At 57.7% G+C, this 19,920-nt stretch carries 17 protein-coding genes; 14 read left to right on the top strand and 3 right to left on the bottom strand.

The annotated features are described in order from the left end of the window. Nucleotides 1–196: 196 nt before the first annotated feature. The 7 genes from AC07W5_RS08665 to AC07W5_RS08635 all read left to right on the top strand — a co-directional run bounded on the left by AC07W5_RS08665 (nucleotide 197) and on the right by AC07W5_RS08635 (nucleotide 10,705). Nucleotides 197–616, top strand: coding sequence for a glycine zipper domain-containing protein (locus AC07W5_RS08665; RefSeq protein ID WP_494993937.1), 420 nt, complete (start codon nucleotides 197–199; stop codon nucleotides 614–616). Nucleotides 617–830: 214 nt separating this feature from the next. Further along, on the top strand, nucleotides 831–1,586 hold the full coding sequence (locus AC07W5_RS08660) for a thioesterase II family protein (protein ID WP_495010689.1): 756 nt from the start codon (nucleotides 831–833) through the stop codon (nucleotides 1,584–1,586). A 629-nt stretch (nucleotides 1,587–2,215) separates the two neighbouring features. After that, entirely contained in the window at nucleotides 2,216–4,981 is a 2,766-nt protein-coding gene (mgtA, locus tag AC07W5_RS08655) for a magnesium-translocating P-type ATPase (protein WP_495023178.1), read from the top strand. Between the two features lie 154 nt (nucleotides 4,982–5,135). After that, complete coding sequence (locus AC07W5_RS08650; RefSeq protein ID WP_494993934.1) at nucleotides 5,136–5,852, top strand: MgtC/SapB family protein; 717 nt, start codon at nucleotides 5,136–5,138, stop codon at nucleotides 5,850–5,852. 190 nt (nucleotides 5,853–6,042) lie between these two features. Further along, complete coding sequence (locus AC07W5_RS08645; RefSeq protein ID WP_494993933.1) at nucleotides 6,043–6,489, top strand: response regulator; 447 nt, start codon at nucleotides 6,043–6,045, stop codon at nucleotides 6,487–6,489. A gap of 340 nt (nucleotides 6,490–6,829) precedes the next feature. Then, on the top strand, nucleotides 6,830–7,456 hold the full coding sequence (locus tag AC07W5_RS08640) for a response regulator (protein ID WP_495010688.1): 627 nt from the start codon (nucleotides 6,830–6,832) through the stop codon (nucleotides 7,454–7,456). Next, entirely contained in the window at nucleotides 7,457–10,705 is a 3,249-nt protein-coding gene (locus AC07W5_RS08635) for a transporter substrate-binding domain-containing protein (RefSeq protein WP_495023177.1), read from the top strand. Between the two features lie 22 nt (nucleotides 10,706–10,727). Here AC07W5_RS08635 and dkgB read toward each other — a convergent pair whose 3' ends face one another. Both dkgB and AC07W5_RS08625 read right to left on the bottom strand, forming a co-directional pair. Next, nucleotides 10,728–11,531, bottom strand: coding sequence for a 2,5-didehydrogluconate reductase DkgB (gene dkgB / locus AC07W5_RS08630; RefSeq protein WP_494993930.1), 804 nt, complete (start codon nucleotides 11,529–11,531; stop codon nucleotides 10,728–10,730). A gap of 144 nt (nucleotides 11,532–11,675) precedes the next feature. Further along, nucleotides 11,676–12,584, bottom strand: a complete 909-nt coding sequence (locus tag AC07W5_RS08625) for a LysR substrate-binding domain-containing protein (RefSeq protein WP_494994079.1) — start codon at nucleotides 12,582–12,584, stop codon at nucleotides 11,676–11,678. A gap of 107 nt (nucleotides 12,585–12,691) precedes the next feature. Here AC07W5_RS08625 and AC07W5_RS08620 point away from each other — a divergent pair, with 107 nt between their 5' ends. The 5 genes from AC07W5_RS08620 to AC07W5_RS08600 all read left to right on the top strand — a co-directional run bounded on the left by AC07W5_RS08620 (nucleotide 12,692) and on the right by AC07W5_RS08600 (nucleotide 17,221). Further along, nucleotides 12,692–13,558, top strand: coding sequence for a pirin family protein (locus AC07W5_RS08620; RefSeq protein ID WP_495010687.1), 867 nt, complete (start codon nucleotides 12,692–12,694; stop codon nucleotides 13,556–13,558). A gap of 83 nt (nucleotides 13,559–13,641) precedes the next feature. Continuing rightward, entirely contained in the window at nucleotides 13,642–14,325 is a 684-nt protein-coding gene (locus AC07W5_RS08615) for an isochorismatase family protein (protein WP_495010686.1), read from the top strand. A gap of 56 nt (nucleotides 14,326–14,381) precedes the next feature. Continuing rightward, entirely contained in the window at nucleotides 14,382–15,008 is a 627-nt protein-coding gene (gene ycaC / locus AC07W5_RS08610) for an isochorismate family cysteine hydrolase YcaC (RefSeq protein ID WP_494993927.1), read from the top strand. Between the two features lie 246 nt (nucleotides 15,009–15,254). Further along, nucleotides 15,255–15,566 (top strand): DUF485 domain-containing protein, encoded by a 312-nt coding sequence (locus AC07W5_RS08605; protein ID WP_494993926.1) that lies wholly within the window; start codon nucleotides 15,255–15,257, stop codon nucleotides 15,564–15,566. Continuing rightward, on the top strand, nucleotides 15,563–17,221 hold the full coding sequence (locus AC07W5_RS08600) for a cation acetate symporter (RefSeq protein WP_494993925.1): 1,659 nt from the start codon (nucleotides 15,563–15,565) through the stop codon (nucleotides 17,219–17,221). The genes AC07W5_RS08605 and AC07W5_RS08600 overlap by 4 nt, the downstream gene beginning before the upstream one ends. Before the next feature lie 309 nt (nucleotides 17,222–17,530). Here the strand turns inward: AC07W5_RS08600 and gltA are convergent, their stop codons facing one another. Further along, the gene (gene gltA / locus AC07W5_RS08595) at nucleotides 17,531–18,820 is read right to left on the bottom strand and encodes a citrate synthase (protein WP_494993924.1); all 1,290 of its coding nucleotides are present in this window, start codon (nucleotides 18,818–18,820) and stop codon (nucleotides 17,531–17,533) included. Nucleotides 18,821–19,183: 363 nt separating this feature from the next. Here gltA and sdhC point away from each other — a divergent pair, with 363 nt between their 5' ends. Both sdhC and sdhD read left to right on the top strand, forming a co-directional pair. Beyond that, a complete protein-coding gene (gene sdhC, locus AC07W5_RS08590; RefSeq protein WP_494993923.1) occupies nucleotides 19,184–19,558 on the top strand; it encodes a succinate dehydrogenase, cytochrome b556 subunit in 375 nt (124 codons plus the stop codon). Next, nucleotides 19,552–19,920 carry a succinate dehydrogenase, hydrophobic membrane anchor protein gene (sdhD, locus tag AC07W5_RS08585; RefSeq protein WP_494993922.1) on the top strand — a complete coding sequence of 123 codons (369 nt, stop codon included), beginning with the start codon at nucleotides 19,552–19,554 and terminating at the stop codon, nucleotides 19,918–19,920. The genes sdhC and sdhD overlap by 7 nt, the downstream gene beginning before the upstream one ends.

Here is a 19,920-nt window from a genome sequence, read left to right as displayed (position 1 = left end):
GGTACCCGTCAGCGGGACCTGCGAGCGAGTGATCAAGCGGGGTGCGAACAGGTTTTTTTTGCCTGTGTGAAAACTCTTTCCTTAAACGAAATGTCCAACCTTCACAACTAGTCAGGTCTGGTAGACCCAGAGGCTGGACATGTCATTATCCAAAATATTCATTTTCCCAATAGTCAGCATTCTTGAGGTTCACATCATGCGTTTAACACTGCCTACTCTGGTTATTGGGCTTTTGCTCGCCCAAGGTGCGATGGCGGCGGGCGATGGTACGGCCGCCGTTGGTGGTGGTCTTGGTGGCGCGTTAGGGAATATGGTTGGCCGGCAAATGGGGGGCAGCACCGGTGCGGCGATTGGCGCGGGTGTTGGCGGCGCAGCGGGGAGTGCGGTAGGCGCTCGCAAGGGCAGCAAGACTAACGCCGCCATTGGTGGCGGTCTCGGCTCGGCGGGTGGTTCGATCATAGGTAACAAGGTGGGCGGGTCGACCGGATCCACCATCGGTGCCGGCCTCGGTGGCGCAGCGGGTGGCGCAGTGGGTAGCAACTTGTCCAACGACGGTGGCAAGAGTCATTCCGGTGGCAAGAGGCACAAACACAAGCACAACTTCAAACACGACTGAGTTTTGATTGGTTGGCGTGTTCAAGCCCGGCCCAGTGCCGGGTTTTTTCGATTTTCAGGTATCGACTTCCGGTGAGTCGCAGGTAGCGGGTGTGGTGGTATTGGGTGTGGCGGTAGAGAGTTACCGATGTTTGAGCAGTTGAGTCATTCAGGATCGCTAATTTACGCGTGCCTTCGTCCGTTCTCTTTACAGACAACCCATTGAGGTAAGCGCGGTGACCAAACTGACACTGTTGTGCCTGCCGTATTCCGGGGCCAGTGCCATGGTCTACAGCCGCTGGCGGCGCAAACTGCCTGAGTGGCTGCATTTGCAACCGGTGGAATTGCCGGGCCGTGGCGCACGTTTTGACGAAGCATTACAGACCGATATGCGCGCGCTGGTGCTGCAACTGGCCAGCGAGTGCAAGCCGTCCCTGACGGCGCCCTATGCGTTGTTCGGCCATAGCCTGGGCGCCTTGCTGGCGTACGAGATGGCCCATGCGTTTCGCTCGCTGGGGTGTTCGGAACCGGTGGCGTTGTTTGCCTCTGGCACCGCGGCGCCGACCCTGCGCGCGGAGTACGATCGGGAACTGGCCGTGCCCAGAACGGACGCGCAGCTGATCGACCAGTTGCGCACCCTTGAAGGGACCCGTGAAGAAGTGCTGGCCAATGAAGAACTGATGAGCCTGGCGTTACCGGTCCTGCGCGCGGACTTTCTGTTATGCGGCAGTTTCCATCCGCTGGCCCGGCCTCTGCTCAAATGCCCGGTGCATGTCCTCGGCGGCACCTCCGACAGGGCCAGCACCGAGCAGTTGATTGGCTGGAGCAAGGAGACCCACGGCAGCTTTTCGATAGACATGCTGGCGGGTGGGCACTTCTTCATCCATGAGCATGAGGCCAAAGTGCTGCGGGTGATCAAGAGTCACCTGCAGGATCATCACCGGCGGCATGCCTTGATGCCAGTCGGTTACCCGTATTCGCCCCCAACCTGAACCCTTCCTGAAGAATTTTCTGATTCACCAGGCGCAAATGTATAGAAGGTTTACTCACCGGAAAACGGCGCGTAAGCTTCGCGCGTTTTCATCAATAGCGGAGACCCACAGTGGGTACTTGTTCGAGTGACAGTAGTCGGCCGGTTTCGGTAACCGGCATATTCTCGGCAAGATAACGCGCAGTCTCCTGTGCCGTTGTCTCGCCGAAAAGCGAGAAGCGGCATTCCGATCGCGGCCAGTCCTGGCCTGCATCCCGACGTCTCTCTCATCGACACTGAACAGTGCGTGATGCCCGGCCTTGAGCCGCATCGCTGTGCTACGGACGCGCCTGTCATTTTTGACCGGCGGGCCAAACCCGCTTTGCCTGTTACTCGGGCAAGGCCTCGGGTCGGCCATACCTGCTCGAAGGTTTCCTGGCTCTGACCGTTAGGGGGGAACAGCCATGGGCATCATCAATATTCTGACTCATCGCCGGCAACATCGACCTGCGCTGCCGGTACGACTGCGATTATTGCGGGCGTAAAGCCCTTCCTCGAGACCACAAAAATTATGACTGATTGTTCCGATTTAAGGCTGCCTGCGTAGTCACCTGAAAGAGGGTGAGGCGCAGGCGGTGCGGGAGTAACACCATGAAGCTCACCCTGTTGAAAGAAATCTTTGCCGGCTTCCTGCGGACCCGGCACTTTGCCCGGCACTTCCGCCGACTGGCGCTGTTGGAAAGTTTCACTGACGTCACCGTCAACCGTGAGGTACCGCCGACTCTGGCGCAAACCCTGGTCGCTGCGGCCAACAGTGAAGCGCCTGTATTGCTGGAAAAACTTGGCAGCCACAGCGATGGCTTGAGCGATATCGAGGCCAATGCGCTGCGTGAGCAATATGGCCTCAACGAGGTCGAGCACGAGCAACCCCTGCCATGGTGGACCCACCTGTGGCACTGCTACAAAAACCCCTTCAACCTGCTGCTGACGTTGCTTGCGGTCATCTCCTGGCTGACCGATGACATGAAAGCCGCCACGGTCATTTTCTCTATGGTCGTGCTCTCCACACTGCTGCGCTTCTGGCAGGAAGCCAAGTCCAACAAGGCCGCCGATGCCCTCAAGGCGATGGTGAGCAACACCGCGACGGTGATGCGTCGCGATTTCAGCGCTGAAGCTGCGCCGTTGTTCGGCAGGTTCCATGGCGCTTCGGTGGCGGTCAAAGGCGCGCAGCGCATCGAGTTGCCGATCAAACAACTGGTGCCTGGCGATCTGATCGTGCTCTCGGCCGGCGACATGATCCCCGCTGATTGCCGTGTGCTCGGCGCCAAGGACCTGTTCGTCAGCCAGGCAGCGATGACCGGCGAATCGATGCCGGTAGAGAAGTTCCCCCGTCAGCAAGACGGCGAGACCCGCAACCCGCTGGAACTTACGAACATCCTGTTCATGGGCACCAACGTGGTCTCCGGCGCGGCAACGGCGGTGATTTTGACCACCGGCAACAGCACTTATTTCGGAGCCCTGGCCCAGCGGGTCGGTGCCACTGATCGTGCGCCGACGTCGTTTCAGACGGGGGTCAACAAGGTCAGCTGGCTGCTGATTCGCTTCATGTTCGTGATGGCGCCGCTGGTGCTGTTCATCAACGGTTTCACTAAAGGTGACTGGATGGAAGCGCTGCTGTTCGCGCTGTCTATCGCCGTGGGCCTGACCCCGGAAATGCTGCCGATGATCGTCACCTCAACCCTGGCCAAAGGGGCGGTGTTTCTGTCGCGCAAAAAAGTCATCGTCAAACACCTTGATGCGATCCAGAACTTCGGCGCCATGGACGTGCTGTGCACCGACAAGACCGGCACCCTGACCCAGGACAAGATCTTTTTGGCGCGACATGTCGACGTCTGGGGCAAAGAGTCCGAGGACGTGCTGGAAATGGCTTACCTCAACAGCTACTACCAGACCGGCCTGAAAAACCTGCTGGATGTGGCGGTGCTTGAGCACGTTGAAGTCTACCGTGAGCTGAAAGTCGGCACCGCGTTCCGGAAGGTCGACGAGATTCCTTTCGACTTCACCCGGCGGCGCATGTCGGTGGTGGTGGCGGAGCAGGATCAAGCGCATTTGCTGATCTGCAAAGGCGCGGTGGAGGAGGTGCTGGCGGTGTGCAAACGTGTGCGCCATGGCGAGGCCGAGGAAGCCTTGACCGATGAGTTGCTGGCGCGGATTCGTCAGGTCACCGCCGAGCTCAATGAAGAAGGCCTGCGGGTGGTGGCAGTTGCCGCGCGAGCCATGCAAACCGGGCGCGATATCTATAGCCTGGCGGATGAGCAGGAACTGACGCTGATCGGCTACGTAGCGTTTCTCGATCCACCGAAGGAAAGCACCGCGCCCGCGCTCAAAGCGTTGGCAGCCCACGGCGTGGCAGTGAAAGTGCTGACCGGCGACAACGAACGGGTGACCGCGAAGATCTGCCGTGAAGTCGGGCTGGAGCAACAAGGCCTGTTGATGGGCAATGACATCGAACGCATGAGCGATGCCCAATTGGCCGTCGCGGTGGAGACCACCAACGTCTTCGCCAAGCTGACACCTTCCCACAAGGAGCGCATCGTTCGACTGCTCAAAGGTAACGGGCATGTGGTCGGTTTCATGGGCGACGGGATCAACGATGCGCCGGCGCTACGCACCGCCGACATTGGTATTTCGGTGGACAGCGCGGTGGACATCGCCAAGGAAGCGGCCGACATCATCCTTCTGGAAAAGAGCCTGATGGTGCTGGAGGAGGGCGTGCTGGAAGGCCGTCGGACCTTCGCCAATATGCTCAAGTACATCAAAATGACTGCCAGCTCGAATTTCGGCAACGTGTTCTCGGTGCTGGTGGCCAGCGCGTTCATTCCGTTCCTGCCGATGTTGCCGATGCACCTGCTGGTGCAGAACCTGCTGTATGACATCTCGCAGATCGCCATCCCGTTCGATAACGTCGATGAGCAAATGCTGAAAAATCCACAACGCTGGCAGCCGGGCGATGTCGGGCGTTTCATGCTGTTCTTCGGGCCCATCAGTTCGATCTTTGATCTGCTGACCTTCGCCTTGATGTGGTATGTCTTTGATGCCAATACGCCGGATCACCAAACCTTGTTCCAGTCGGGCTGGTTCGTGGTCGGATTGTTGACCCAGACACTGATCGTGCACATGATCCGTACACCGAAGATTCCATTCCTGCAAAGCCGCGCAGCCACGCCGTTGCTGGTGATGACCGGGATCATCATGACGGTTGGGATCTTCCTGCCGATGGGGCCGTTGGCGCACTACTTCAAACTGCAGGCGTTGCCGTCGCTGTACTTCGTGTTCCTGCCGGTGATTCTGCTGGCGTACATGGCACTGACCCAGGCGGTGAAAGGCTTCTACATCCGCCGGTTCGGCTGGCAATAAACCGATGATCGTTCCCACGCTCCCGCGTGGGAATGCCTCACTGGACGCTCTGCGTCTGCTCTGAATTGTGACGCGCAGCGTCACGGGCTGCATTCCTTTGCTGCGCGTGGGAACGATCGAAAGCCTCTCGCCACGAGAATCAAGGAAGGCATTCATGCAAGCGATCAACAATATCAACCTGGACTCTCTGGTCGACACCCTGGTCAGCCTCAGTGCGGCGTTCATCCTCGGTGGACTGATAGGTTTTGAACGCCAGTACCGCCAGCGCACAGCAGGGCTGCGGACCAACGTACTGGTGGCGGTGGGTGCGGCGATTTTCGTCGACATGGCCAACCGTCTCGGTGGCGCCGAAGGGGCCGTGCGGGTGGTCGCGTATGTGGTTTCCGGCATCGGCTTTCTCGGTGCCGGGGTGATCATGCGAGAGGAGGGCAACGTCCGTGGCCTGAACACCGCAGCGACCCTCTGGGCCTCGGCCGCAGTCGGTGCTTGCGCCGGTGCCGATCTGCTCCTTGAAGCGCTGCTCGGCACGCTGTTCGTCCTCGCGGCGAACACCTTGCTGCGGCCGATAGTCAACAACATCAACCGCCAGCCACTGGACGTGGTCTCGGCCGAGGTCACCAATATCGTCTACGTTATCGCTCGCCGATCGCAGCAAAAGGCCGTGCTGTCGTTGCTCGAAACCGAGCTGGAACGCTGCAATTACCCGGCGAGCGATGTCGATGTGCACGCGTTCGGCGCCCACGAGGTGGAGATCGAGGCCACGCTGGCCACCACCTCGGTCGATGGTGATGAGCTGGATGAATTGGTGGCGCGTATTTCCACTTCGACATTGGTGGTGCAAGCGTTCTGGAGTCCGAGTACGACGGAGTAGTTACGTCTGCCATCATTCAGTTTCATCCGCCTCGCAGCAACACCTTGGGACAAAGGCGTATCCGTAGGGAAATGGCAGGTTTCTTTGAGATAAGTCCTACATAAAACTGGCCGTGTCTCGCATAGCCTGCTGCCCTCACGGAAGTTGGCTGACGCAAGTCGGCTGGAACGCATTTGTCATGGTTGCCAAAATGTTGAATAAAACGTTACGAATCCTGATCGCCGATGAGCAGCATTTCCATCGAATGAAAATCGAGCGGATTTTGAATCAGCTGGGGTATTTCCGCATCGCTCCGGTGCATTGCGTAGAAGAGCTGTTAACCCTGGTGGAGTACGCTGGCGAGCCGTTCGATCTGGTGATGATCAGCGCATCATTGACGGCCGGAGTCGACCTCGATTTGCTGACGTTCTGTGGGGACAATCAGCAGATACATCGTGGGATTGTCTACGATGGCCAGCAGCTACACATCACTGCGAGCAAGGTTGGCCAACCTCGGAGGGTGCAGGTAATCCAGGCGCGAATGCCGGACTTTGAGTGGGTCAGGCAATTGATGGAAATAGTCGATCTCCACCCCCATGAAGCCAAGGTACCTGTGCTGCCATGGCTGCACGATGTTTATCAGAACAAAGCGGGTTAAAGGCTCAGGGGCGCGAGCCTGTTCAAGCCTTCACTTCTCACGTTGCTCCCCGATGGTTTTGGACGTCAGTCCCTGATTTGTTATCGCTCGTTTTGAATCGGCGAATGGCAAGGTTGACGCCTACAATCTTTAGCAACAAGCCACCTGGCGTCCGTCATTTCGCACCTGAACGTGCAGGTTTGAACGTTACCGTTCGTCTGAACTGTCATTTCTTACAGGTAGTTGAGCTCACCCCGGCGTGCAAGAGTATTAGCGCAGGCGCAGCGGCGCTGCGCAGCCTGTCAGTCCCTCGCGGTTGAACCGCAGATGCCTGACGGTGGGATGCTTTATAGGAGTTTTCATGAGTAAAGCACTGGTTGTGGATGATCATCCGGTCATTCGAGCCGCGGTCAAGATGGTGCTTCAGAAGGAAAAGTTCCAGGCGATTCTGGAGGCCCGCAATGGCGTTGAGGCCGTGCAAATGGCCCGCGAACATAAACCGGACCTCGTCGTGCTGGATATCGCCATGCCCGGACTCGATGGTCTGGAAGTCTTGAACCGGCTCAAGGACCTGGAGTCGCCATGCCGGATGTTGGTGTACACCTCCCATGAGCCGGTTTTCTATTCCGCCCGCTGTATGAGAAGCGGCGCGTTGGGCTACATATCAAAAACCAATGATCTGGAGGAGTTGAGCAAAGCGATCGGTGCAGTGATGTCCGGTTATACCTACTTCCCTCGTTTACCTTCCAGCTCGGTGAACCCGGACCATCTCCAGTGCACGGAAATGCAATTGATCGAAAAATTGTCGGACCGTGAGTTGACGATTTTTCAAGCACTCGCCCGTGGTTTAAGTAACAAGGAAATCGCCGTGTCGATGCTCTTGAGCCACAAAACCGTCAGCACGTACAAAACCCGCTTGATCGAAAAACTCAATGTGACGTCGGCAGTTCATTTGAGGGATTTGGCCAGGCGTAATCATGTGATCTGAATGAAGACGCTCCTGCGCAAAGGGCTGGTAGCCTTGGTGTATTTCGAGGTGCTGTTTCTTTCGTCGGGCGCCAGTGCCCAGATGCAAGCCTTGCATCTGCTGGGGCGCTCGACGGTTCAGGATTACCGCGTCGAGCTGGATGAGGCGGACTGGCGCTGGCTAAAGGAGAAGGGCGTATTGCAGCTCGGCGCCTCGTCGCCGGACTATGCGCCATTCGACCTGACCCTCAATAACCACGACTTTGAAGGAATTACCGCGGACTACGCGGATCTGCTCGCCCAGTTGCTGCACATCAAGATCGAAGTGCAGCGCTATGAATCTCGTGAGGCCGTCATTGCCGCGCTGAAACGCGGGGAGCTGGACTTGTTAGGTACGGCCAACGGCTTTGAAGCAGTCGACCCGCAGTTGAGCATGTCCCGAGCTTACGCCGACGACTTGCCGACCCTGGTCACCCGCACTGGCGACAGCAGTGACTTGCCCGCCGACCTGGCAGGCAAGCGCCTGGCCATGCTCAATCACTACCTGCCGCCCTGGGTGGTTCGCACCTACTACCCTGATGCCAGCCTGCAACTTTACCCCTCGACCCTGAGTGCCATTGGTGCCGTGGCGTTTGGTCAGGCCGATGTGTACCTCGGTGACTCCATCAGCGCCAATTACCTGATCAACAATAATTACCTGAACAATGTCCAGCTGGCGGACTTCTCCCAACTGGAGATGAGTCCTTTTGCCTTCGCCATGGGCCGCGACAACCAGCGCTTGCGGCGTATTATCGACGCGGCCCTGGCGGCGATTCCGACCGACGAGCGCATGGCCATCCTGCGTCGCTGGAGCGCCGACAGCACGAGCCTGACCGGCCAGCAAGGATTGCACTTCAGCGCCAGCGAACAACGCTGGCTGGAAAAAAATCCGCGGCTGAAAGTAGCGATCATCGATGACTTCGTACCTCTTTCATTTTTTGATGAAAAAGGTGAATTCCGTGGGCTCAGTGCTCAGGTTCTGGCCAGGATCAGCCTGCGCACCGGGCTGAAATTCGACGTGCTGCGAGGCAGCTCGTTGAACAAGCAAATCGAGAAAGTCAAAGATGGCACGGCCGATCTTCTGGCGGTTATTACGCCCAGCACAGAGCGCGAGGCCGATTTGCTATTCACACGACCGTATCTGGTCAACCCGTTTGTGTTAGTCACAAGTACGGACCCCACAAGTCCCGGCACGCTGGACGACATGGTCGACAAGAGCCTGGCGCTGGTTCAAGGCAACGGGCTGCGAGAATTTGTGCGTGCGGCGGCTCCCGGCATCCGTTTCATTGATGTGGAAAACCAGGCTCAGGCAATGGAAATGGTAGCCAATGGACAGGCCGATGCCGCGCTGAGCTCACTGATCAGTGCGCGTTACATGATTTCCCGGCGATACCGCGATCGTTTGCATATCACCAGTAGTGTGGGCACGGAACCGGCGCGCGTTACCTTTGCCACCAGCCACGACGCCCTCGAGTTGTATTCGATTCTGAATAAAGCCTTGTTGAGCATCCCGCCGGTAGAAATGGATGAGCTGACCAATCGTTGGCGCAATGAGGCAACAGTGCAAGACAGTTACTGGTTGCGCAATCGTGCGGCGATCATTCAGGGGTTTGCGTTCGCTGCAGGCTTGCTGTTGCTTGCGTTGGGCTGGATTGCCTATCAGCGCAGCCTGATCCGCAAGCGTCAGCAACTGCTGCTTCAGCTGCAGGAAGCCAAGGACGTCGCGGACGATGCCAATCGGGCCAAGACCACGTTTCTGGCGACCATGAGTCATGAAATCCGTACGCCGATGAACGCGCTGATCGGCATGCTCGAACTGGCGATGAAAAGTGCCGAGAAGGGCGTCACTGACCGTTCTTCGATTGAGGTGGCTTCCGCCGCGGCGCGTGATTTGCTGGACTTGATCGGCGACATTCTAGACATCGCGCGGATTGAGTCAGGGCATCTTTCGTTGACCCGGGAACGGGTCAATCTGCGCACACTGGTTGTGTCTGTAGCAAGAGTCTTCGAAGGGCTGGCACGGGACAAGCACCTGCGATTGGTCCTGGATCTGGACCTCAAGAGTGACCGTGAAGTGCTGATCGACCCGTTGCGCTTCAAACAGATTATTTCCAATGTACTGAGCAACGCCATCAAGTTCACCCACCGGGGTGAAGTGCGCTTGAACGTGCAGGTCGAACCTGGAACTCACCAAGAGCATTTGGCCATTCGAATACGGGTCGAGGATACCGGCATCGGTATCAGCCTTCATGATCAGCAACGCTTGTTCAGCCCGTTCACTCAGGCTGACAACCCCGCCCAATCAGCGCGTAGCGGATCGGGCCTGGGGTTGGTCATCAGCCGTTCGCTATGTGAAATGATGGGTGGCCAATTGCAGCTGAGCAGTGTTCTGGGCGAAGGGACGCAGATTGAGGTCACGCTGGAGGTGCTGGCTTTGCAGGCGCTGGCTCAACCGACACCAGCCGCCACGGTCGAGCAGTTGCCCACTGAGCCGCTGAATATTCTGGTGGTCGACGACTATCCGGCCAATCGTCTGTTGCTGGCCCGGCAGTTGAGCTATCTGGGTCATTGTACGCAGGAGGCCGAGGACGGTGAGCAGGGCCTTGAACTGTGGCGAAATCATCCATTCGATGTGGTCATCACCGATTGCAATATGCCGGCCATGAACGGCTACGAACTGACCGGCGCCATTCGCGATGAAGAGAAGGCCAACGGTCTTGAAGCCTGTTTGATCCTTGGTTTTACCGCTAATGCCCAGCGCGAGGAAAAGGTTCGTTGTATGGAGGCGGGGATGGATGACTGCCTGTTCAAACCCATCAGCCTGCAAGACCTGAGTGCTCGACTGGCATCCAGGACTTCAGGCGCGACGTCGATACCGCTTGAACAGGCCACGGGGCAAACATCTGCTGAAATTGACCTGAGCAGTCTGGAGCAATGGGTCGGTGCAGACCGGATGTTGATCAACGATTTGCTGAGTGAACTGGCCTCCAGCAATGAAAAGGACCTGGCCCGGCTGCGGGATTTTTACGCCAACCGCGACCGTGATGGCCTCAGGGATCTGGCACACCGGATCAAGGGCGGCGCTCGGGTCGTCAATGCGCACCGCTTGATCCTGTGTTGCGAACATCTGGAAAGGGCCATAGGCGAACGCGACGCCGCGTCACTGACGCACGCGGTCGCGGCTTTGCAACACGCCATGGAGCGCCTGGCTCACTTCCTGGCGCAGCACTGACCACAGCACGCGCGTCAGTGGCTCAATCCCAAATTGGCGCGATGCCTTTGGGGCTGGTCAGGCGGTAATCTCGTTCAAGGGTGCTGATCAGCTCCATGTCGGCAGCACTCAAGGTCAAGGTACGGGCCTTCAGGTTGCTTTGCAGATTGGCGCGCTTGGTGGAGGACGGAATCACGGCGTATCCGGACTGCATGGCCCATGCGAGCGTGACTTGCGCTGGGGTGGCCTGATGCCGATCGGCAATGTGCTGAATCAATGGATCTTTCAGGACTTCACCGTAGGCCAGGGTCATGTATGACGTGATCTGGATGCCCTGGCTTTGAGCAAAACCGACGACTGTGCGGTTTTGCAGGTAGGGATGAAGTTCGATCTGGTTGGTGGCTATATTCTCCGCACCGACGGCGGCGATGGCTTGTTTCATCAGGTCGACGGTAAAGTTGGAAATGCCGATCTGCCGGGTCAGGCCTTGCTGTCTGGCCTCCAGTAGCGCACCCATGAATTCGGCGACCGGCACCTGGTCTTCAGGGGATGGCCAATGAATCAGGGTCAGGTCCAGGTAGTCGGTCTGCAGTTTGCGCAGGCTTTCCTTGAGACTCTCGATCAGCGTGTCTTTGGCGAAGTTGGCAACCCAGATCTTGCTGGTAATGAACAGCTCTTCGCGAGGGATACCGCTGGCAGCGATGGCCTGGCCGACTTCAGCTTCGTTCTCGTAGATCTGCGCGGTGTCGATTACCCGGTAGCCCAACTCAAGAGCGCTGCTCACCGAATCGATGACCACCTGGCCCTGTAGACGAAAAGTACCGAGACCGAACGCGGGAATAGACATGCATGACTCCAATGGTTGCAGTGGGAATGGCCACGAGTATCCCGGTCTGCATCGCATGGAAAAACCGCCGAAATGGCAAAGCAATGTTTACCGCAAGTCACGAATGAGTTCGGGTAGCCGATCCTTACCCCCGAGCCTTTGGAATCAGGCAATGTCGCTCTGACTGAACTCTTCACCGAGGAAATCGATCAAGGTCCGCACCGATGGCAGCAATCCACGGCGCGAGGGGAATATGACGTGGACGATGCCGGATTTTGGCGTCCAGCCCGGCACCAGCTGGATAAGCCTGCCAGCGGCGAGATCTTCGCGCACCACCACGCTGGGTAGGTGGGCAATGCCGATGCCGGCCAGCACCGCGTGGCGCAGGGCAATGAGGTCGTCAGTGACCATCCGCGGATGATGGCCGATCACGGCGCTGGCGGCATTCGGGCCGAACAGTTCCCAGTGATATTCGCGCTGCGCCGTCCCCCAATGCAGGCTCGGCAGGCCGCTGAGGTCGGCGGGGGAGGAGGGGGACGACAGGTGCGTCAGAAAGCTCGGGCTACCCACCAGGCATTGAGTGCTGTTGCCCAACACTTTCATCACCAGATCGCTGCTTTCCAGTGGCGGAAATCGCACCCGCAGGGCGATATCGAACCCTTCGTGGATCAAGTCGACTCGACGGTTGGTGCTTTCGATAAACAGTTCCACCCGCGGGTACTTGAGCATGTAACGGGTCAGCATCGGCCCCACCCATGAATTGAGCAGCGCCGTCGGACAACTGATACGCACCAGTCCTTGAGGTTCGGAGCGGTTGCGCTCGATGACCTCCGCCGCACTTTCAGCTTCCACTCGCATGGCCAGGCAACGCTGGTAGTACTCCTGGCCGATCTCGGTCAACGAACAGTGCCGGCTGGTGCGGTGAATCAGCCGCACGCCGAGGCGTTCTTCCAGCTGCGAAATACGTCGGCTGAGTTTTGACTTGGGCATGTACAAGGCTCGCCCGGCAGCGGCGAAACCACCGTGTTCCACGACTTGAGTGAAGTAGTAAAGGGTGTTCAGGTCTTCCACTATCGTTCTCCAAATAGAACGCTATGGGTGATTTTTGCAGTCTAGCGTAGCAAAGGTGTCGGATTTAAGGTGTGTCCATGGTTTCACTCACCCACTTTCGGAGGCACACCATGAAAAAAATCATCGGTATCTACACCAGCCCAAGAGCGCATTGGGTGGGCGACGGTTTCCCGGTTCGCACATTGTTTTCCTATGACAGCCTGGGCAAACACGTCAGCCCGTTCTTGCTGCTCGATCACGCCGGCCCTGCTGAATTCGCGCCGACCACACAGCGCCGGGGCGTGGGTCAACACCCGCATCGCGGTTTCGAAACCGTGACCATCGTCTACAAGGGCGAGCTGGAACACCGTGACTCCACCGGCAGCGGCGGCAAGATCGGTCCTGGCGACGTGCAGTGGATGACCGCAGCTTCGGGGATCCTGCATGAAGAATTCCATTCTGAAGATTTCGCCCGCAGTGGCGGCACTCTGGAAATGGTCCAGTTGTGGGTCAACCTGCCTGCCCGGGACAAGATGGCTGACGCCGGCTACCAGACCATTCTCGATGGCGATATTCCGAACCTGGCGCTCAAGGACCAGGCCGGCAGCCTGAGGCTGATCGCCGGTGAATTCGACGGTCACAAAGGGCCGGCACGGACCTTCACCCCGATCGATGTCTGGGACATTCGCTTGAATGCCGGTAAAGCGCTGACGCTGGACCTGCACGAAGGTCGCAATACGGCGTTGGTGGTGCTGCGCGGCACGGTTCAGGTCAACGGTCAGGAGCGGGTTCGGGAAGGGCAGTTGGTCTTGTTCGAACGCAACGGTAATCAGATCAGCCTGGAGGCTAATCACGATGCCGTGGTGCTGCTGCTCAGTGGCGAGCCGATCGATGAACCCATCGTCGGCCACGGACCGTTCGTGATGAACACCGAGGCGCAAATCCATCAGGCCTTTGCCGACTTCCAGTCCGGCCAATTCGGCCAGATGCACGGCTGATACACAACTCCGCTCTACACAGGACACGTAGGTCGGTTCACTGGCCAGGGATGGCTGTCGCCAAAAATAAAGAGGAAACACTCATGAACATGACCAATGCGGCCAACTTCAATGGCCTGAAACCGACCATCGACCCCAACGACAGTGCGCTGCTGTTGATCGACCACCAGAGCGGGCTGTTCCAGATCGTCAAGGATATAGACGTCCCGCAACTGCGCGCCAACGCCATCGCCCTGGCCAAAGCCGCGACCTTGTTGAAAATGCCGGTGATCACCACAGCTTCGGTGCCCCAAGGGCCGAACGGGCCGTTGATCCCGGAGATTCACCAAGAGGCACCGCACGCTCAATACGTCGCCCGCAAAGGCGAAATCAACGCCTGGGACAACCCGGAATTTCACGCGGCAGTGAAAGCCACCGGCAAGAAAACCCTGGTGATCGCAGGCACGCTGACCAGCGTCTGCCTGGCCTTTCCATCAATCGCCGCGGTGCATGAAGGCTACAAGGTATTCGCAGTGGTTGATGCCTCGGGCAACCACTCCAAACTTGCCACTGATCTGACAATTGCTCGTTTGTCTCAGGCTGGAGTGGTGCCGATCGACATCATGGCAACGCTTTCTGAGCTGCAAGGTTCGTGGAACCGCCCCGACGCCGAGCAGTGGGCTGCCGTCTACGCCCAGGCCATGCCGCATTATCAATTGCTGATCGAAAGCTACCTCAAGGCTCAGCAAGTGGCAAACGAACACGAAGTGCTGGATTCCCAGCGCTAACCGAGTACCCGACGCCGACTTCTATTCGGCATCGATAAGAAGCGAGGACTACTGCAATGACTACCTCTTACAAACGTCTGGATAAAAACAACGCCGCCGTTCTGTTGGTCGATCATCAGGCTGGCCTGCTGTCGCTGGTTCGCGATATCGAACCGGACCGGTTCAAGAACAACGTGCTGGCCCTGGCCGATCTGGCCAAGTACTTCAAGCTGCCGACGATCCTCACCACCAGTTTCGAGACCGGCCCCAACGGTCCGCTGGTGCCGGAATTGAAAGCGCTGTTCCCGGAGGCGCCATACATTGCCCGCCCAGGGCAAATCAACGCCTGGGACAATGAAGACTTCGTCAAGGCGATCAAGGCCACCGGCAAAAAACAACTGATCATCGCCGGCGTAGTCACCGAAGTCTGCGTGGCATTCCCGGCGCTTTCGGCACTGGCTGAAGGCTTCGAGGTGTTTGTGGTTACCGATGCTTCCGGCACCTTCAATGAACTCACCCGGCAGTCGGCCTGGGATCGCATGTCGGCATCCGGTGCACAGTTGATGACCTGGTTCGGCCTGGCCTGCGAGCTGCACCGCGACTGGCGCAACGATGTGGAAGGGCTGGCCACCTTGTTCTCCAACCACATCCCTGACTACCGCAACCTGATGACCAGCTACAACACCTTGACCAACGGCAAATAAGGACGGGCTCCGTAGCAGCTGGCATAGCCTGCGTCCGAGCGCGGAGCGAGCCGAACGTAGCCTTCGGCAACTGCTACGGATACAGCTCAAACAGGGGCTCGCAAGAGGCCCCTGTTTTTGTTTTGGGGGGGAGTCATTGGCGGCAGCGCTAATATCGTTCTAATACTAAGGTCGTCTGGAACCCGTTCCGCAGCGGCATAGAGTGGAATACGTTCTAACTAAATCTGTGCTGCGAGGATAAAAACAATGAACGACAGCATTTACCTCTCGATTCAAAACAGCCCGCGTTTCAAGGAGCTGGTCAGCAAAAGAGAGCGGTTCGCCTGGATTCTCTCGGCGATCATGCTTGGGCTTTACTCGGGCTTCATCCTTTTGATTGCCTACGGGCCGCATTTACTGGGGGCGAAAATCAGCCCTGGGTCATCGATTACCTGGGGGATACCGATTGGTGTCGGGCTGATTGTTTCGGCCTTTGTCCTCACTGCAATCTACGTTCGACGCGCCAACGGCGAATTCGACGACCTGAACAATGCGATTCTCAAGGAGGCTCAGCAATGATCCGGCGTCTATTGGCAGCTTTAGGCATTGCAGCCTTCGCACCGGCAGTTTGGGCTGCCGAGGCGCTCACCGGCGAAGTACACAAACAACCGCTCAACGTTTCGGCGATCCTGATGTTCGTGGTCTTCGTCGGTGCGACGCTGTGCATCACTTATTGGGCATCCAAGCGCAGCAAGTCGGCAGCCGACTACTACGCGGCGGGTGGCAAGATCACCGGTTTGCAGAACGGTCTGGCGATTGCCGGTGACTACATGTCGGCGGCGTCCTTCCTGGGGATTTCCGCGCTGGTGTTCGCCTCTGGCTACGATGGTCTGATTTATTCGATCGGCTTCCTGGTGGGCTGGCCGATCATTTTGTTTCTGATCGCCGAGCGTCTGCGTAACCTGGGTAAATACACCTTTGCCGACGTGGCGTCCTACCGCCTTGGGCAAACCCAGATTCGCACCCTGTCAGCCTGCGGTTCGCTGGTGGTGGTGGCGTTCTACCTGATTGCGCAAATGGTCGGCGCCGGCAAGCTGATTCAGCTGCTGTTCGGGCTCGATTACCATGTCGCAGTGATTATGGTGGGGATCCTGATGTGCCTCTATGTGTTGTTCGGCGGCATGCTGGCGACCACCTGGGTGCAGATCATCAAGGCCGTGCTGTTGTTGTCCGGTGCGTCGTTCATGGCACTGATGGTGATGAAGCACGTCAACTTCGATTTCAACACGCTGTTCTCCGAAGCGGTCAAGGTTCACCCTAAAGGTGAGGCGATCATGAGTCCCGGCGGGCTGGTGAAGGATCCGGTTTCGGCATTCTCCCTCGGTCTGGCGCTGATGTTCGGTACTGCAGGTCTGCCGCATATTCTGATGCGCTTCTTCACCGTGAGTGACGCTAAAGAAGCCCGTAAAAGTGTGTTGTACGCCACAGGCTTCATCGGCTATTTCTACATTCTGACGTTCATTATCGGCTTTGGCGCTATCCTGCTGGTCAGCACTAACCCGGCCTTCAAGGACGCTGCGGGGGCGCTGTTGGGCGGCAACAACATGGCGGCGGTGCACCTGGCCAATGCGGTGGGCGGCAGTATCTTCCTCGGCTTCATTTCAGCGGTGGCATTCGCCACCATTCTGGCGGTGGTTGCCGGTCTGACCCTGGCCGGGGCCACGGCGGTGTCTCACGACCTGTACGCCAGTGTGATCAAGAAGGGCAAGGCTAACGAGAAGGATGAGATCCGTGTTTCGAAGATCACCACCATCGCCTTGGGCGTGTTGGCGATCGTTCTGGGTATTCTGTTCGAAAGCCAGAACATCGCGTTCATGGTGGGTCTGGCGTTCTCGATCGCTGCCAGCTGCAACTTCCCGGTGCTGCTGCTTTCCATGTACTGGAAGAAGCTGACCACTCGCGGTGCGATGGTCGGTGGCTGGATGGGGCTGATCAGTGCCGTTGGTCTGATGGTCCTTGGTCCAACCATTTGGGTGCAGATCATGGGGCACGAGAAGGCGATCTTCCCGTATGAGTACCCGGCGCTGTTCTCGATGGCCATTGCCTTTGTCGGGATCTGGTTCTTCTCCATCACTGACAAGTCCGCTGCGGCTGACAATGAGCGGGCGCTGTTCTTCCCGCAATTCGTACGCTCGCAGACCGGTTTGGGCGCGAGTGGGGCGGTGTCGCACTAACGTACAGACATGTATGAGCTTCTATATATAAGCTGCGTTAAATAGAAATGCCCCGGTCGAGAGATCGGGGCATTTTTTGTTGGTTGTGCATAAGACTTCTGTAGGAGCCGAGCTTGCTCGCGATGGCGACCTGACAGCCGGCCTGTGGTTTGGTTGGGGGGATATCGATTTACTGTGGGGTTGCTCGCGATAGCGGTAGGGCGGTCGCGGCAATGCCAGGAGGGCGGGGCAGGGCATCACACAAACAAATACGGCCTCTATTAAAGAGGCCGTACTCGCTGAATCCAGGACGTTATCGCAAGACAGGTCTTATTTGCGGTCTTCCAGATTGGGGATGTCACGCGACTCGTAGCCGGTGTACAGCTGGCGCGGGCGACCGATCTTGTACGGGCTGGAGAGCATTTCTTTCCAGTGGGAGATCCAGCCAACGGTCCGCGCCAGGGCGAAGATCACGGTGAACATGCTGGTTGGAATGCCGATCGCCTTGAGGATGATCCCCGAGTAGAAGTCGACGTTCGGGTACAGCGAGCGCTCGATGAAGTACGGATCGGTCAGGGCGATCTCTTCCAGGCGCATGGCCAGTTCGAGTTGTGGATCGTTGGTGATGCCCAGCTCTTTCAGTACTTCGTCGCAGGTCTGCTTCATCACGGTTGCGCGTGGGTCGCGGTTTTTGTAAACCCGGTGACCGAAGCCCATCAACTTGAACGGATCGTTCTTGTCTTTGGCCTTGGCGATGTACTTGTCGATGTTCGATACATCGCCAATTTCGTCGAGCATGCTCAACACTGCTTCGTTGGCGCCGCCGTGAGCCGGGCCCCAGAGTGCAGCGATACCGGCGGCGATACAGGCAAACGGGTTGGCACCCGAAGAGCCCGCCAGGCGTACGGTAGAAGTCGATGCGTTCTGCTCGTGGTCGGCATGGAGGATGAAGATCCGGTCCATGGCCTTGGCGAGTACCGGGCTGATCGGTTTGATCTCGCACGGGGTGTTGAACATCATGTGCAGGAAGTTTTCCGCGTACGTCAGGTCGTTGCGCGGGTACATCATGGGCTGGCCCATGGAGTACTTGTAAACCATCGCTGCCATGGTTGGCATCTTGGCAACCAGGCGGATCGCGGAGATTTCGCGATGCTGCGGGTTATTGATGTCCAGGGAGTCGTGGTAGAAGGCCGAGAGGGCGCCGACTACGCCGCACATGACGGCCATCGGGTGGGCGTCACGACGGAAGCCGTTGAAGAAGCTCTTCAGCTGCTCGTGGACCATGGTGTGGTTTTTCACGGTGCTGACGAACTGGGCCTTCTGCTCTGCGGTCGGCAGTTCGCCGTTGAGCAGCAGATAGCAGGTCTCCAGGTAGTCCGACTTCTCGGCCAGCTGTTCGATCGGGTAGCCGCGGTGTAGCAGGATGCCGTTGTCGCCGTCGATATAGGTGATCTTCGACTCGCAAGAGGCAGTCGACATGAAGCCTGGGTCAAAGGTGAAACGGCCCGTGGCCGTCAGGCCCCGAACATCGATAACATCGGGACCAACGGTGCCGGTTAAAATGGGCAGCTCGACGGGGGCTGCGCCCTCGATGATCAACTGCGCTTTTTTGTCAGCCATGTGGCCTCCTATTTATGCTTGAAATCATCAGACAGACCCCCCACGCAGGGCCCGCACCACTATAGTGAGATAAATTTGAATGTCAATTTGCCTAAAGTCTTGCCCCAGAAGGCTTTAACCGGACTTTTTCCTCGAAATTCCCCGCCATTTACGCCTTTTATTCCACTTGTGCAATGAGCTATTAGGGGAAGGTGATTGCGTTGTCATTAGTGACCTAACTGTCTATACTCGGCCTCCGACCTCCAGGGGCTTTTGGGCCTGCTTTAATGGGGGTCGCACTCCCTGGGTGGTGGGTACCTGACCAGTGCACTCCCCAACAACTTTGCCCTGATTGTTAGGGGCTCTTCAGTGTGAAAAAAAGCCGTGAATAGCCAACGACCTGTAAACCTAGACCTAAGGACCATCAAACTCCCAGTCACTGCTTACACGTCCATTCTTCACCGTATATCCGGTGTCATCCTCTTTGTCAGCCTTGCCATCATGCTTTATGCATTGGACAAGTCGCTGAGTTCAGAAGAAGGCTTCGGTCAGGTGAAAGCGTGTCTGACCAGTCCGCTAGCCAAGCTAGTGATTTGGGGCATCCTGTCCGCCTTGCTGTATCACCTGGTAGCCGGTGTGCGCCACTTGATCATGGATATGGGCATCGGTGAGACGCTGGAAGGCGGCCAACGAGGCTCGAAAATCGTTATCGCCGTTTCCGTGGTGGTAATCGTTCTGGCAGGAGTTTGGATATGGTAACTAATGTCACGAACCTTTCGCGTTCGGGCCTCTATGACTGGATGGCACAACGTGTGTCTGCGGTCGTTCTCGCGGCTTACTTCATTTTCCTGATCGGATACATCATTGCGCACCCAGGCCTTGGCTACGCCCAATGGCATGAACTGTTCGCAAACAACTGGATGCGTATCTTCAGTCTGCTGGCTCTGGTCGCTCTGGGCGCTCATGCCTGGGTTGGCATGTGGACCATCGCTACCGATTACCTGACGCCAATGGCGTTCGGCAAGTCGGCGACTGCAATACGTTTCCTCTTCCAGGCAGTATGCGGCGTTGCGATGTTCGCTTACTTCGTCTGGGGCGTGCAGATTCTTTGGGGTATCTGA

The sequence above is a fragment of the Pseudomonas sp. GW821-FHT01E05 genome, from assembly GCF_059422425.1.
The sequence above is the reverse complement of the archived record's forward strand: the minus strand, read 5'-3'. Positions and strand labels throughout refer to the sequence as shown.

Bases quoted from the DNA above. Each gene is read 5' to 3' on its own strand.
- gltA (WP_494993924.1), bottom strand. From the start codon at position 18,820: ATGGCTGACAAAAAAGCGCAGTTGATCATCGAGGGCGCAGCCCCCGTC.
- AC07W5_RS08640 (WP_495010688.1), top strand. From the start codon at position 6,830: ATGAGTAAAGCACTGGTTGTGGATGATCATCCGGTCATTCGAGCCGCG.
- AC07W5_RS08615 (WP_495010686.1), top strand. From the start codon at position 13,642: ATGAACATGACCAATGCGGCCAACTTCAATGGCCTGAAACCGACCATC.
- AC07W5_RS08665 (WP_494993937.1), top strand. From the start codon at position 197: ATGCGTTTAACACTGCCTACTCTGGTTATTGGGCTTTTGCTCGCCCAA.
- AC07W5_RS08605 (WP_494993926.1), top strand. From the start codon at position 15,255: ATGAACGACAGCATTTACCTCTCGATTCAAAACAGCCCGCGTTTCAAG.
- dkgB (WP_494993930.1), bottom strand. From the start codon at position 11,531: ATGTCTATTCCCGCGTTCGGTCTCGGTACTTTTCGTCTACAGGGCCAG.
- AC07W5_RS08635 (WP_495023177.1), top strand. From the start codon at position 7,457: ATGAAGACGCTCCTGCGCAAAGGGCTGGTAGCCTTGGTGTATTTCGAG.
- AC07W5_RS08600 (WP_494993925.1), top strand. From the start codon at position 15,563: ATGATCCGGCGTCTATTGGCAGCTTTAGGCATTGCAGCCTTCGCACCG.
- AC07W5_RS08645 (WP_494993933.1), top strand. From the start codon at position 6,043: ATGTTGAATAAAACGTTACGAATCCTGATCGCCGATGAGCAGCATTTC.
- AC07W5_RS08650 (WP_494993934.1), top strand. From the start codon at position 5,136: ATGCAAGCGATCAACAATATCAACCTGGACTCTCTGGTCGACACCCTG.
- sdhD (WP_494993922.1), top strand. From the start codon at position 19,552: ATGGTAACTAATGTCACGAACCTTTCGCGTTCGGGCCTCTATGACTGG.
- mgtA (WP_495023178.1), top strand. From the start codon at position 2,216: ATGAAGCTCACCCTGTTGAAAGAAATCTTTGCCGGCTTCCTGCGGACC.
- ycaC (WP_494993927.1), top strand. From the start codon at position 14,382: ATGACTACCTCTTACAAACGTCTGGATAAAAACAACGCCGCCGTTCTG.
- AC07W5_RS08620 (WP_495010687.1), top strand. From the start codon at position 12,692: ATGAAAAAAATCATCGGTATCTACACCAGCCCAAGAGCGCATTGGGTG.